Genomic DNA, 13,762 nt, shown 5'->3' with positions numbered 1-13,762 from the left:
CGGCCGCTCAGCTCTTGGCTGGCGCGGGGGCCGCCTGCTTGGCGGCCACGGTCTTGCGGCAGGCGCTGAAGATGTCCAGCTCGGGCTGGTACGCGCCCGTCTTCACATCCATCAAGCCCAGCACCGAGTGGAAGTAGTTGTCGTGCGTGATGCGCTGCTGGGCCAGTTCTTTTTGCAGGCAGGGTGTGGCCGTGCCCGTGCGCGACTGCATGGCGGGCGAGAGCCAGGTGATCCATGGCACATGCTTTTGCACGTCAGGTGCAATGGAGTAGGGTAGGCCGTGCAGGTAGATGTTGTTCTCACCCAGCGATTCGCCATGGTCTGCTACATAAATCATAGCTGGTTGCGCTTGATTGGATTGCTTTCCAAGCCAGTTGAGCACTGAATCCAGAAAGTGGTCGGTTTCCACGATGCTGTTGTCGTAGGCGTTCACCACCTGCTGGCGGTCGCATTCCTGCAGCGCGTTGGATGTGCATTCGGGCAGGAACTTCTTGCGCTCTGGGGCTGAACGCTTGGAGTAAGCGGGGCCGTGGCTGCCCATCTGGTGCAGCACCACCACAGTGCCGCGCTGGCGCTGCTCTGCGGGCAGGTCTGCCAGGCGCTGGTCCAGGCCCTTGAGCATGATGTTGTCCAGGCAGTCGCTGCCAGTGGGGCACAGTTCGGGGTCTTTCTGGGCTGAGGTGTTGGCGTTGGGAATGCGGTCGCAAGTGCCCTTGCAGCCCGATTGGTTGTCCACCCACAAAACGGCCAGGCCTGCGTGCTGCAGCACGTCCATCAAGCCTTCGAAGTTGGCGCGGCGCGCCTCGTAGCCATTGCGGCCCAGGTGCGAGAACATGCACGGCACCGAGGCCGCCGTGCTGGTGCCGCAAGCCCAGGCGTTGCCAGCGCTGATGAGGTCTGGCCGGGCCGCCAGCAGCGGGGTGGTGTTGCGTTCGTAGCCGTTGATGCCAAAGTTGCCCGCGCGGCCGGTTTCGCCCAGCACCAGCACCAGCAGCGGTGGTTTGGACTGGCCTGCGTAGCTGGCACCCAGTTGGGCATCGCGCCCCACGGGCAGGATGGTGCGCGTGTCCATGCGCAGCGGTTTGGTGGCAATGTTGCCCAGCGCATAGACGGTGTTGAGGGGATTGATCAGGTAGCGCAGCTGGGTGTGGTTGCGCATGGTGGAGGCAAAGTCCTGGAACACCAGCAACACCGCACCCACGGCCACCAGCACGGCGGCGACGAAAAGCCCCGCGTTGTGCAGCGTGTGCCGCAGCGGTGCCACCGCGCGCACGGGTTGGCGAACCAGCCACGCCACTGGTGGCACGGCCAGGGCGCCGACGGTCAGCGGCAGTTGCCAGTTCAGCAGGTCGCCCGCTTCCTTCACATCGGTTTGCAGCACGTTGGTGAGCATGCTGGCGTCAATCGCAATACCGTAGGCCAGCATGAAATAGGCGCCAAAGGCCGCCATCAGCACCAGCAGGCCAGCTGCGGGCTTGAGCGTCCAGCGCCAGGCCAGCAGGCTCAGCAAGGCGGCGTTGCCCGCAGTGACCAGCACCATGAAGGCCGCCAGGAAAGCCCAGCCGCGAACGCCGGTGTTACCGGGCAGGTGGAGCACTTCTCGCCACAGCGGCACATTGCACACCACGGCCATCCAGACACTGATCCACAGCACGACCCAGGCGGGGTGCAAACCCTGCGCCGAGGGCTGTGATGTGGAAGAGGCGTGGGAAGCACCAAAAAATGGGGCGCGCGGCAGCAGCCGTTGCAGGATGAGGGGCATGCGGACGATTGTTGAAACCGCCACTTAACCCCACATTAAGAAACTACCCCGGCATGCGAATGTCCAGCGCCAGGTTCAATCCTTCGGCCATCGCGTATTTGCGAATGCGGCTGATCATGTCTGCGCTGAGCACATGCCCGGCAGACAGCAGCATCACCCCTTCTTTCGAAAGCAGATCCTTGCCCAGCACCATGCCGGGCTTGAGATGGTCGGTGCTGACGGGCTCGATGCGCACGGGCTTGGGCTTGACCTCTTGCGTGATGTGCAGGAAGACGTCCACCACCTCGGGGTCGAATTGCGTGCCGCGCCCGCGCTGCAAGATGGTGCGCGCTTCCGCTTCCGTGAGCGACGCGCCGGTGAGGTGCCCGTGCGTCATGTCGTCGTACGTATCCACCACCGCCAGGATGCGCGCGCCCCGCGGAATCTGCGTGCCCTGGAGTTGGTCCGGGTAGCCGGTGCCGTCAAAGCGCTCGTGGTGGGTGCGGATCAATGTGGCCACGGTCTGGTGGTCGTCCAGCGCCATGAAGGCCTGCGCGCCCAGCACCGGGTGGCGCTGGTAGCTGGCCAGTTCTTCCGGGGTGAGCTTGCCCACGGGCTTGCTCATGATGGAGTCCGGCAAGGCCATGAAGCCCATGTCGTGCAGCAGCCCGGCCACGAAAATGTCCTGCACTTCGTCTTCGGGCAGGCCCATGGTCACCGCCACCTTGCGTGCCAGGTTGGCGCAGCGCTTGCCATGCCCGGCCAGCACGCCGCTGCGCAGTTCCATCACGCTGGAAAAGATCTTGATGCTGGTGAGGTAGTTGCGCCGCAGTTGGTCGTTGGCCTGGCGCAGCTCGCTGGTGCGCTCTTGCACCCGCTGCTCCAGCCCGGTGTTCAGGGCTTTCAGCTCTTCGTTCTGCGCGCTCGTCAGGGCTTGCAGGCGGTCGCGTTCACGCTCCAGCTGCCTGCGCTCGGCCGCCTGGCGCACGGTCAGCCGCAGTTCGGTCTCGTCCCAGGGCTTGTGGATGTAGCGGTAAATCTGCCCTTCGTTGATGGCCGCAACCGTGGCCTTCATGTCGGCATACCCCGTGAGCAGAATGCGCGCGGTGGCGGGCCAGCGGGCTCGCACCTGGGCCAGCAGGGCGGCGCCGTCCATGCCCGGCATGCGCATGTCGCTCACCACCACGTCCACTGGGTGTTGCTCCAGCACGGCAATGGCTTCCGCGCCGCTGCCCGCTTGTAGCACCTTGCAGTCTTCGGCCCGCAGCACGCGCTTGAGGGCCGACAAGATGCTGGGCTCATCGTCCACGCACAGCACGGACCAGGGCTCGGCCGGCGGGGCGGGCGGCTGGCTGTGCGCTGGCGCCGCAGCCTCGGCGGGGATCAGTGGGGTGTTGTCGGTGTCCATGGCTGCAAAAAGGGTACGGGGCTGGGCGGTACTGGCAAAGGCACTGGCCCGCCGTCAAGCGGCTGGCTGGGTGGCTGCTTCTTCGTGCTTGATGGGCAGCGTGACCCTGAAACGGGTGCCCACTCCCAGTTCGCTGTGCACTTCCATGCGCCCACTGTGCTTTTGCACGATACCGTAAGACAGCGACAGGCCGAGGCCCGTGCCTTTGCCCACCGGCTTGGTTGTGAAGAAGGGGTCAAAAATACGCTTCAGGTTTTCTTGTGCAATGCCTGCGCCAGTGTCGGCCACCTCCACCCACACGTTGGGGCCATCGACTCCGGTGCTGATGGTGATGGTGCCGCGTTCTGCCGTGATGGCATGGGCTGCGTTGACCAGCAGGTTCATGAACACCTGGTTCAGCTCCGAGGGCAGGCACTGCACTTCGGGCAGCGCCCCGTAGTGCTTGACCACGTCGGCCTTGTACTTGATCTCGTTGTTGACGATGTTGAGTGTGGAGTCGATACCCGCGTGCAGGTCCACGCTTTCCCACTCCTGGCGTGCATCCACGCGTGAAAAATCTTTCAGGTCCTGCACGATTTTGCGCACGCGCTGGATGCCGTCGCGCGACTCGCGCATCAGGTTGGGAATGTCCTCTTTCAGGTAGTCAATGTCCAGATCTGCCTTGAGGCTGCGGATGCGTGCCAGTGCTGCGCTGTCGCTCACGCTCGCCTCGGCCTGCTCGTAGGCGTCCAGCATCTGGAAGAGGTCTTCCAGGTACTGCTCCAGGGTGCCGAAGTTCGAGAAGATGAAGCCGATGGGGTTGTTGATCTCATGTGCCACACCTGCTGCCAACTGCCCGATGGAGGCCAGCTTTTCCGACTGGATGAGCTTGCTCTGTGCATCAGACAGCTTGGAGTTCACCTCCTTCAAGTCCCGGTTGGTTTTGATCAGCTCGCCCACGATGGCGCGGATCTGCACGTCTGACATCTCGGCCAGCGTCAAATCCTGGGGCAGGGGGGATAGTCCGTTGTGGGTCATGGGGCCTCCTTGGCGGGCTTCAGCACGGCATACAAATCGTGGAATTCGCTTTCAATGCTGGCCAGCAGCGCCGGTAGTTCGCGCTCTTGCAGGCCCAGCCGTGCCCAGGCTGCAGAGCTGATTCCAGGCACGGCCTCGTTGGGGGCATCGGCCAGGTCCAATGCGTGGGTGATGGCGTCGGCCACGTGAACGATGTCAATCAGCGTCAGCGCGCCCGAAGGCGGTGGGTGGTGGTGGCCTGCGATGGCATCGGTCACATCGCTGGTAAACCGCCAGTGGCGGCACACCCAGGACCCCAGTTCTGTGTGGTCAATACCCAGCAGCATGTACTCAGCATCGCAGTGGGGCGTGTCACTGGCCTCTGCCCAGGCAATGGCCTGCGCGGCTTCCAAGGGATGGTGGCTGTCTACCACCAGTCGGCCCACGTCGTGCAGCAGGCCTGCGGTGAAAGCTGCTTGCTCATCCAGGCCCGTGCGTTTGGCCAGTTGGCGGGCTGCGGTGGCGCAGCCAATCGAATGCCGCCAGAACGCATTCATGTGCAAGGACTGGCCGTGCAGCTTTTCGAACTGCAGCGTCAGCGCCGCGGCGATGACCAGACTGCTGAGCTGGCGCATTCCCAAAATATTGATCGCATCACGAATGGAACGCACCCGGCCGGACAACCCGTAGAACGGAGAGTTCGCCAGATGCAGCACTTTGACCGACAAAGCCTGGTCCAGGCTCAGCGTGTTGGTGATGGTGTCCAGCTGCACCTCATTTTTCTGCACCAACATCATCAGCTCCTGCACCACAGTGGGCAGAGAGGGCAGCGCGCGCACATCGCGTGCGAGGGCTTCGCGATCAAGCTTCAAGAGACGGGGTGGCGGGATTTTCATGGCAGCTCAATTCCGCGGTATTCGAAAAGCGCTTTCTTCAGCACATGGGTCTGGCCTTCGGCATCCAGGCGGCGGAACAGGTGGCGCAGCCGTTGTGCAGCAGGGTCCAGGGCCTCGGCGGCAGGGAGTGCTTGCGTTGCGGGTGACGCGGCTTCAGGCGTGGTGCCGCTGGGTGCATCCGGCGTTGTGGGGTCGAAATGGGAGGCCATGGACAAGGGCTGGTGTTTTTGATCGGTGCCGTGTTCGCGCTCGCGTCTTTCGCGTCTTAACAGGGCGTTTCATTGTCGGGCTGTGGCTGTGCTGGGCTATGGTGCTCCGTCAACACCACCATCAGGCCACGCGGCGGCGTGGCATTCAGAACGCGCACCTTGCCGCTCCAGTGGGGCCCTTGCCAGAGCAGGGGCGGCTGGCAGGCGTCTGGGTCGCGCAGGTCTGTGGTTGCAGGCAATTCTCTCGCCATGGGCGGCAGGGGCTGCTGCAGTACGGCCTCGGCAGGTTCACCCAGCACGGCAATCCGGTGGCCCAGAACGCGCTGGGCCTCCTGGTTGGCCAGCACAATCACTCCGTCGGGGTCCACCCCTAGCAACGGCGCGGGCACCAGGTCGAGCATGTCGCGCACGGCGTTGGCGCGGGCGGATTCCTGGTCGATTTGCTGCTGCCGGTTGTTCAGCACCATCTCCAGCCGTTCGTTGGCTGCGACCAGTGCCTCGCTGGCCGTGACGACTTCGGTGGCCAGGCGCTTGTTTTCGTCGCCCAGCTCCTTGTGGGCAAAGGCCTCGCGCACATGCACGAGCAGCCGTTCGTCATCCCACGGCTTGGTCAGAAAGCGGTAGATGGCGCCTTCGTTGACGGCGTCGGTGATCGACTGTAGCTCGGTGTAGCCAGAGAGCACCATGCGCACGGTGTCGGGGTACAGCTCTTTGGCGCGGCGTAAAAATTCAACGCCGGTCATGCCGGGCATGCGCTGGTCTGACAGCACCACGTCCACTTCGTATTCGGCCATGCGCTGCAGCCCTTCGGCTCCGCTGCTGGCGGTGACGATGCGGTAGCCCTCGCGGCGGAACAGGCGCCGCAGCGCCGAGACGATGTTGGGCTCATCGTCCACCAGTAGCAAGGTGCGTTCACGTCGGCGAGTGAGCAGGTGGGCGGGCAACGTGATCTTGCTGGCCAGCAGTTGTACGAGTGCATTGGCGTCCACGGGTGGCGAGAGCACCGGGCCCTGCATGCGGTCACAGCCATTGGCAATCAGCAGCGTGAGCTGGCCCGTGGTTTCCACACCGTCTGCCATGACCTTCATCTGCAGGCTGTGCGCCATGTTGATGATGGCCCGGGTGAGCGAGACATCACCGGTGGCTGCTGTCACATCGGGCACGCATGAGCGGTGCACCTTGATCACATCCACCGGCAGGGTGCGCAGCAGGCCCAGGTTGGTGGCGCCCGCGCCAAAATCGCCCAGCGAAATCTCCAGCCCCAGCCCGCGCAGCTGGTTCAAGGTCTGCACCAGTTCGGGCGATGCATTGAACAGCGCCTGCTCGCTGATCTCGATGCCGAGCGCTTGCGCTTGAAGGCCGTTGGCCAGAAGGCTTTGGCGCAGCTTGTCCACCATGTCGGGCTGCTGCAGCTCCAGTTGCGAGATGCGCAGACACAGGCGCGGTACACGCACGCCCGCCTGCTCCCAGGCACGCAATTGCTGGCAAATCGCTTCGCGTTTCCAGTCGCCCAGCATGACGATCAGGCCGGTTTGCGTGGCAATCGGCACAAACTCATGGCCTGGAACACTGCCTAGCTACCAAAAGGAGGCCCCCCGGCTCTGCCGGGGAGGCAGTAGAAGTTTGACTTTTCAGGAGGTTGTCCACCGTAGAGACTTTCAATCGTGAGCCGCCAAGCAAACGAAAGGAAGAAACACGATGGACAAGTATGAAAGTTTGAGTCACACGGCCTGGGATTGCAAATATCACGTGGTCTTCATCCCCAAGTGTCGAAGGCGAACGCTGTACAAGCAGCTACGCGAACACCTGGGTGAGGTATTCAGAAAGTTGGCCGCGCAAAAGGAATGCAGGGTTGAAGAGGGGCATCTGATGCCCGATCACGTGCACATGATGCTGTCGATCCCACCGAAGTACTCGGTGTCGCAGGTGGTGGGCTTTATCAAAGGCAAGAGCGCAATCCACCTTGCGCGGGTGTACGGAGAGCGAAAGCGCAACTTCGTGGGTCAGCACTTCTGGGCGCGAGGGTACTTCGTCTCGACGGTGGGACGCGACGAAGCGGTGATACGGGAGTACATCCGAAACCAGGAGAAGGAAGACGAGAGGTTGGACCAACTCGGTCTATGGAGGTGAGTAGCCACCGATAGGTGGCCCCAAGAATGAGGGGCCGCGTTAGCGACCCCTTACAGCCGCTTTGAGCGGCTCACATCCCGAATGCCCCCGGCTTTGCCGGGGGATGGTTACTGTCTGGCTCGTCCAGTTCATGATGACCTGCGCGCCGGCAATCTCGCCGGTGGTCAGGTCGGCCTGCAGTTGGTAGGAAAGGCTCAGTTCACCGCGTTCTGCGGCATGTCGCAGGCCCGATTCGACGGCCAGTTTGCGCAACGCTGCAGCCCGGGTTTCGGGGGTGAAGATCGCGACCTGCTCACCGGTGGCTGGAATGCCCATGCGTGCCGTTTGGGCGGCTTCCAGCAGTTCGCTGGCGGTTTGTGCATCGGCCGGAAAGCGCGCCACACCCACGCGCCCGCCAGGAACAATTTCGGCCGCGCCCAGGCGCTCGGGCTTGGACATGGCCTCCACTACCGCGCGGGCGTGGCGGTAGCCTTGGGGGTCGAGCGCGCTGCTTTCGGGGCTCAGCAAAATTGCAAATTCACCGCCGTCCAGGCGCGCCACGATGTCGCTGGGCTCGGTCAGCGTGCAAAGGCGTGATGCCACGGCCATGGCCATGGCATCACCCGCGCCATAGCCCATGGCCTGCTTGAGCTGGTCCACCTGATCGACCTGGATGGAGAGCAGCAAAAACGGTTGCGGGTCCCACTTGGCAGCGTGCACGGCGGCATCAATGCGGTCGAGCAGTTGCGTGCGGTTGGCCAGGCCCGTGACTTCGTCGTGGTTGGCCAGCTCCTGGATGCGCTGCTCGGCTTCACGCTGGGCGGTGATGTCCTGGATGATGACGTAGCCATGGCGGCGGCCAGAGCCGTCGGTTTCGACCATGCCACGCTGCAGCACTTCAAGCCGCTTGCCATCGCTACAGACCAGCCGGTGCTGGAACTCGAACGGCTCGTCGGGCAGTGCGCCTTGCCATATCGAGGCCGCATAGCCGCGCTCTTTCGCGGGCAGCCGCTGCAGCAGGCGCCAGCTGGGCACAGCTTTGGGGTGAAAGGGCAGCCCCAGCAGCGCATACAGGCCCTTGGACAGCACGGCCTTGCCTTGGTCCAGGTCGATTTCTGCCGAGCCGCTGCGGCCCATGGTCTCCGTCTGCTCCAGCATGCGGGCACGCCAGTGCGAAGAAAAAGCAATTTGCGCGCGCTGGGGTTCGTCCACCACGGTGATCAGTTCGGCCCCTTCGGCCAGTGCGGGCAGCACCCGCGCATAGGCACGCCCATTGAAGATGCGGCCCGAGGCAGTGGCACAGCTCACATGCCGTTGGCCGCGGCCTATGCCGAGCAGTTGCGGCCACAGCTCTGGCCACTGTTGCTGCAGCCAGGTGGCAGGGCGCAAGGCGTCTTCAGGGGCTGCCCCGAGCAGCTCAGCGAAGCGCGCGTTGATGAGCACGGGCTGGGCACGGATCAGCAGGCAAAGCCCCATGGGCGTCGCGTCGAAGATCCGTTGTTTGAGTTCATCGACAGACGCGCACACCTCGGCGGTGGCGCCGCCTGGCGTGGGGGAAGTTTCTGTCGACAAAGAAGAGGTCGTCGTCATGCAATCTTTCCGGTGCCTGCGTCTGCTGGTGGCTGTCGCTGGAACCCGTGCACCAGCGGTGCGCATGGTTACATTATGTGACGAATTTGCTAAATTTCAAGCATATCTATCAAATAAATGGTTATTTGATAAATGTATCAATTTTTGATATCAAGAAGCATCGACCTTGTCCGCGCGCTCTACGGCAGATCAGCGTGTGCAAGTCGCTGACCGAGTGCCGCGCGGGAGATGATCTTCTGCGTGCCTGTCATGCCTTGGTCATACGCCGCGCCTACAAATGCCGCGCGTGCTGCCGACCCCCGGCAGCGCAGTCACAACCAAGTAAGCACGATGGCAAAAGATTTCTCCCTGATGGAAGACAGCAACCGTTCTTCCAACCCCAGCATCCATGAGGTGTCAGCCCCTTCGCGCCGCACCTTGTTGCGTGGCGGTTTGGGCGCGTTGGCCGGCAATTTTCTGGCGCCGCTGAGCACGGTGGCCGGTGCGGCTGCGCTGGTGGGTTGTGCCACCCCTGGCTCTGGTGCTGGCCCCCTGCTGGGCTTCAAGAGCGTGGCTCTTTCCACGGCCGACACGGTGACGGTGCCCGAGGGCTACACCGTGCAGGTGATCGCACCCTGGGGTGACCCGGTGGGCATGTCTGGTGAAAACGCTGCGTTCAAGGACGACGCCAGCAACAGCGCCGCCCAGCAGGCAACCCAGTTTGGCATGCACCACGACGGCATCCACTACTTTGCGCAAGAAGGCTCCAAGGTGGGCTTGCTGGCCATGAACCACGAGTATGTGGACCACGGTCTGCTGTTCCCTGACGGTGCAGCCAACTGGAGCCTGGAGAAGGTGCGCAAGTCGCAGGCAGCCCACGGCGTGTCGATCTGCGAAGTGCAGGAAAAGAACGGCAAGTGGGAGGTGGTGACACCCTCGCCCTGGGCACGCCGCATCACTGCCAACACGCCCACCCTGGTCAGCGGCCCCGCCGCAGGTCACGCGCTCATGAAAACCGCGGCCGACCCGCAAGGGCGCTCGGTGCTCGGCACCCTCAACAACTGCGCCAGCGGCATCACGCCCTGGGGCACGTACCTCACGTCTGAAGAAAACTTCATCAACTACTTCAGCGGTGGCGACACACTCAGCGCCCACGAAAAGCGCTGGGGCCTGAAGAAGGGCGGCTCTGGCTACCGCTGGCATGAGTTTGACGCGCGGTTTGATGCCACCAAGAACCCCAACGAGCCCAACCGCTTCGGCTGGATCGTCGAGATCGACCCCAACAACCCCAGCTCCACCCCCGTCAAGCGCACGGCCATGGGCCGGGGTGCGCACGAAGGCGCCACGGTGGCCGTCACGCGTGACAACCGGGCTGTGGTCTACATGGGCGAAGACGCACGCTTTGAGTACATCTACAAGTTCGTGAGCCGTGATGCCATCAAGCCCGGCGGTGCCGCGGCCAACGCCACGCTGCTGGACCATGGCACGCTGTACGTGGCACAGTTCAACGCCGACGGCAAGGGCCGCTGGATTGCGCTGACGCATGGCGAAGGCCCGCTCACAGCCGCCAACGGCTTTGCCGACCAGGGCGAAGTGCTGATCAAGGCCCGCCAGGCCAGCGACCTGCTGGGCGCCACCAAGATGGACCGTCCCGAGTGGATTGCCGTGGACAAGCAAGGCTGGGTCTACACCACGCTGACCAACAACAGCAACCGCGGCGGCGCCAACCAGCCTGCGGTGGATGCGGCCAACCCCCGTGCCAACAACACACAAGGCAACATCATTCGCTGGAAGGAAGATGGCGACTTCAGCGGCCAGACCTTTGCCTGGAACCACTTCGTCATGGCGGGTGATCCATCGCTGGAGCGCGCCGAGGCCAAGGGCAACATCAAGGGCGACATGTTCTCGTGCCCCGATGGCCTGTGGGTGGACGGCCGCGGTGTGCTGTGGATCCAGTGCGACATGTCCACGTCGGCCATGGGCAAGGGCGACCTGAAGAACTTTGGCAACAACATGATGGTGGCTGCCGATGTGAACACGGGCGAAGTGCGGCGCTTCCTCGTCGGCCCCGCAGGCTGCGAGGTCACCGGCGTGACCACCACGCCGGACGGCAAGACCATGTTCGTCAACATCCAGCACCCCGGTGAGCCCGCCAACGAGCTGTCCGACCCCGAGAACCCCCGTGCCGTGTCCAACTGGCCCGAGAAGAAGGCCAACGGCCGTCCCCGCTCGGCTACGGTGGTCATCCGCAAGGCAGACGGCGGCGTGGTGGGCACCTGACCCGCACTGGGCGCTGAGTAAAAAAAGGGCTGCCCCTTGCGGGACAGCCCTTTTTGCCATTGGAAGGCGGTACGAAACAGCCCGCTCAGGCTGCTACGCCCAGGCCCTTGGCGTGGTGCTGCAGGTGGTCGTCGATGAACGTCTGGATGAAGTAGTAGCCGTGGTCGTACCCCGCGTGGCGGCGCAGCGTGAGGGGCTGGCCAATCTGCGCGCATGCTGCCTCGAACAGGTGGGGGTGCAGTTGCCCTTCCAGAAACTTGTCCGCCAGGCCCTGGTCGATGAGGATGCCGCCAGGGTAGGGGGCCAGGGGCTGGTTTTCCATCAGCACGGTGGCATCGTGCTCACCCCAGCTGGTGCGGTCTGCACCCAGGTAGCCGGTGAACGCCTTCTCGCCCCAGGGGCATTGGGTGGGCGCGCAGATGGGCGCAAACGCCGAGAGGGTTTTGAACCGCCCAGGGTGGCGCAAGGCCAGGGTGAGCGCGCCGTGCCCGCCCATCGAGTGGCCAAAAATACCCAGGCGCTGCGCGTCGATCGGCAACTGTGCCGTGCACAGCGGCAGCAACTCGTTCATCACGTAGCTTTCCATGCGCCAGTGCGTGGCCCAGGGTGCCTGGGTGGCGTCCAGGTAAAAACCTGCGCCCACGCCAAAGTCCCAGCTCTCGGCTTCGCCGGGCACGTTGGCGCCGCGCGGGCTGGTGTCGGGCGTGATGAGCGCCAGGCCCAGTTCGGCTGCGCGGCGCTGGGCGCTGGCCTTGGTAGCGAAGGTCTCTTCGGTGCAGGTCAGCCCGGCCAGGTACAGCAGGGCCGGGACGGGGCCCTGGCTGGCCTGGGGCGGCAGGTACACCGCAAATTTCATCGGCAGGCCGATGGTGCCCGAATCATGGCGGTAGAAGCGTTGCTCGCCGCCAAAGCAGGCATGGCTGCTCAACAGTTCTAGATGGGTGGACATGGGTTGCTCACAAAAGAATAGCTGGTGGCGCTTGCTGAATCAGGGTTTCAAGGGTTTTATGGCTTGAATGCTTATCCAGCAAGCGCAAGGTGCTCTTGTTTTTGTAGTGCCTGGGTCAGGCTGCGTACTTCACCACCGAGCGGATGGACTTGCCTTCGTGCATCAGATCGAACGCGGTGTTGATCTCTTCCAGCCCCATCGTGTGGGTCACGAACGGTGCCAGCTGGATCTTGCCGGCCATGGCGTCTTCGACCATGCCGGGCAGCTCGCTGCGGCCCTTGACGCCGCCAAAGGCCGAGCCCAGCCACTTGCGGCCAGTGACGAGCTGGAAGGGGCGGGTGGAGATTTCCTGGCCCGCGCCGGCCACGCCGATGATGACCGACTGGCCCCAGCCACGGTGCGCGCATTCCAGCGCGGCGCGCATCACGTTCACGTTGCCAATGCACTCAAAGCTGTGGTCCACGCCCCAGCCTGTCATCTCCACAATCACTTGCTGGATCGGCTTGTCGAAGTCCTTGGGGTTGACGCAATCGGTGGCGCCAAACACCTTGGCCAGGTCGAACTTGGAGGGGTTGGTGTCAATCGCGATGATGCGCCCGGCCTTGGCCAGCTTGGCACCCTGGATCACAGCCAGGCCAATGCCGCCCAGGCCAAACACGGCCACCGTGTCGCCTTCCTGCACCTTGGCAGTGTTCTTCACGGCGCCCAGGCCCGTGGTCACGCCGCAGCCCAGCAGGCAGACCTGCTCGGGGTTGGCGTTGGGGTTGACCTTGGCCAGCGACACTTCGGCCACCACGGTGTATTCGCTGAAGGTGCTGCAGCCCATGTAGTGGTAGATGGGCTGGCCGTTGTAGCTGAAGCGCGTGGTGCCGTCGGGCATCACGCCCTTGCCCTGCGTGGCGCGCACGGCCACGCACAGGTTGGTCTTGCCGCTCTTGCAGAACAGGCATTCGCCGCATTCGGCGGTGTACAGCGGGATTACGTGGTCGCCAGGCTTGACGCTGGTCACGCCTTCGCCCACTTCCACCACGATGCCGGCGCCTTCGTGGCCCAACACCACGGGGAACAGGCCCTCGGGGTCTTCACCGCTCAGGGTGAAGGCATCGGTGTGGCACACACCGGTGTCGGTGATCTTGATGAGCACTTCGCCCTTCTTGGGCGGAGCGACATCGATCTCGACGATTTGCAGGGGTTCTCCGGCTTTGAAGGCAACGGCGGCGCGGGATTTCATGGGGTGGTCCTTTCGGTCAGTCGGGGGTGGTGGTTTATTTGAGGTATGACCGCAGCAGCGCCAGTGTTTCATCCACGGCCTGCTGCGACGGTGCGGGTTTTTCTGCCAGCGTTTCGCGCACATGGCTGTCCAGCAGGTCGGCCATCAGCCCGTGCACGGCTCCCCGCATGGCGGCCAGCTGCTGCAGGATGGGGGCGCAGTCTGAACCAGCCTCCACCGCGCGCTCCAGCGCCTCCGCCTGGCCTTTGATGCGGCGCAGGCGGGTAATGGCGCGTTGCTTGTCTTCTGCGGTGTGGGGCATGGGGTATTCCGTTCTGGCGCCTCTCAATCGTGGATCAAGAGGTGTACTGGGTGGCAGTATAAATTACCAGCGC

At 63.7% G+C, this 13,762-nt stretch carries 12 protein-coding genes and 1 pseudogene; 2 read left to right on the top strand and 11 right to left on the bottom strand.

Annotation, left to right across the window (positions count from 1 at the left end):
* Window positions 1-7: 7 nt before the first annotated feature.
* The 7 genes and pseudogenes from BDD18_RS17295 to BDD18_RS22975 all read right to left on the bottom strand — a co-directional run.
* Window positions 8-1,762, bottom strand: coding sequence for a phosphoethanolamine transferase (locus BDD18_RS17295; protein WP_142084679.1), 1,755 nt, complete (start codon window positions 1,760-1,762; stop codon window positions 8-10).
* Window positions 1,763-1,805: 43 nt separating this feature from the next.
* Complete coding sequence (nosR, locus tag BDD18_RS17290; protein ID WP_142084676.1) at window positions 1,806-3,149, bottom strand: response regulator c-di-GMP phosphodiesterase, NosR family; 1,344 nt, start codon at window positions 3,147-3,149, stop codon at window positions 1,806-1,808.
* A 54-nt stretch (window positions 3,150-3,203) separates the two neighbouring features.
* Window positions 3,204-4,166, bottom strand: a complete 963-nt coding sequence (locus BDD18_RS17285; RefSeq protein ID WP_142084674.1) for an ATP-binding protein — start codon at window positions 4,164-4,166, stop codon at window positions 3,204-3,206.
* The gene (locus BDD18_RS17280; protein ID WP_142084671.1) at window positions 4,163-5,041 is read right to left on the bottom strand and encodes an HDOD domain-containing protein; all 879 of its coding nucleotides are present in this window, start codon (window positions 5,039-5,041) and stop codon (window positions 4,163-4,165) included. The genes BDD18_RS17285 and BDD18_RS17280 overlap by 4 nt, the downstream gene beginning before the upstream one ends.
* On the bottom strand, window positions 5,038-5,250 hold the full coding sequence (locus BDD18_RS17275) for a hypothetical protein (RefSeq protein ID WP_142084669.1): 213 nt from the start codon (window positions 5,248-5,250) through the stop codon (window positions 5,038-5,040). Before BDD18_RS17275 ends, BDD18_RS17280 begins: the two co-directional genes overlap by 4 nt.
* Window positions 5,251-5,306: 56 nt before the next feature.
* Window positions 5,307-6,266, bottom strand: coding sequence for a response regulator (locus BDD18_RS22980; RefSeq protein ID WP_276491075.1), 960 nt, complete (start codon window positions 6,264-6,266; stop codon window positions 5,307-5,309).
* Window positions 6,252-6,809: pseudogene (locus BDD18_RS22975) on the bottom strand (EAL domain-containing protein); the annotation flags it as partial. The pseudogene BDD18_RS22975 and the gene BDD18_RS22980, both read right to left, overlap by 15 nt.
* A 139-nt stretch (window positions 6,810-6,948) precedes the next feature.
* Here BDD18_RS22975 and tnpA point away from each other — a divergent pair.
* Window positions 6,949-7,380 carry an IS200/IS605 family transposase gene (gene tnpA / locus BDD18_RS17265; protein WP_026437438.1) on the top strand — a complete coding sequence of 144 codons (432 nt, stop codon included), beginning with the start codon at window positions 6,949-6,951 and terminating at the stop codon, window positions 7,378-7,380.
* 39 nt (window positions 7,381-7,419) lie between these two features.
* Here tnpA and BDD18_RS17260 read toward each other — a convergent pair whose 3' ends face one another.
* On the bottom strand, window positions 7,420-8,949 hold the full coding sequence (locus tag BDD18_RS17260) for a diguanylate cyclase domain-containing protein (RefSeq protein WP_170207421.1): 1,530 nt from the start codon (window positions 8,947-8,949) through the stop codon (window positions 7,420-7,422).
* 330 nt (window positions 8,950-9,279) lie between these two features.
* Here BDD18_RS17260 and BDD18_RS17255 point away from each other — a divergent pair, with 330 nt between their 5' ends.
* Entirely contained in the window at window positions 9,280-11,208 is a 1,929-nt protein-coding gene (locus tag BDD18_RS17255; protein ID WP_142084663.1) for a PhoX family protein, read from the top strand.
* 85 nt (window positions 11,209-11,293) lie between these two features.
* On the opposite strand, the gene fghA is transcribed toward BDD18_RS17255, so the two are convergent.
* The 3 genes from fghA to BDD18_RS17240 all read right to left on the bottom strand — a co-directional run bounded on the left by fghA (window position 11,294) and on the right by BDD18_RS17240 (window position 13,689).
* Entirely contained in the window at window positions 11,294-12,157 is an 864-nt protein-coding gene (gene fghA / locus BDD18_RS17250) for an S-formylglutathione hydrolase (protein ID WP_142084661.1), read from the bottom strand.
* A 115-nt stretch (window positions 12,158-12,272) separates the two neighbouring features.
* A complete protein-coding gene (locus BDD18_RS17245; RefSeq protein WP_142084659.1) occupies window positions 12,273-13,388 on the bottom strand; it encodes an S-(hydroxymethyl)glutathione dehydrogenase/class III alcohol dehydrogenase in 1,116 nt (371 codons plus the stop codon).
* 34 nt (window positions 13,389-13,422) lie between these two features.
* Window positions 13,423-13,689 carry a metal/formaldehyde-sensitive transcriptional repressor gene (locus tag BDD18_RS17240; RefSeq protein ID WP_044397595.1) on the bottom strand — a complete coding sequence of 89 codons (267 nt, stop codon included), beginning with the start codon at window positions 13,687-13,689 and terminating at the stop codon, window positions 13,423-13,425.
* Between the last annotated feature and the right edge of the window lie 73 nt (window positions 13,690-13,762).

The organism is Acidovorax temperans, assembly GCF_006716905.1.
Classification (GTDB): domain Bacteria; phylum Pseudomonadota; class Gammaproteobacteria; order Burkholderiales; family Burkholderiaceae_C; genus Acidovorax; species Acidovorax temperans.
The sequence above is the reverse complement of the archived record's forward strand: the minus strand, read 5'-3'. Positions and strand labels throughout refer to the sequence as shown.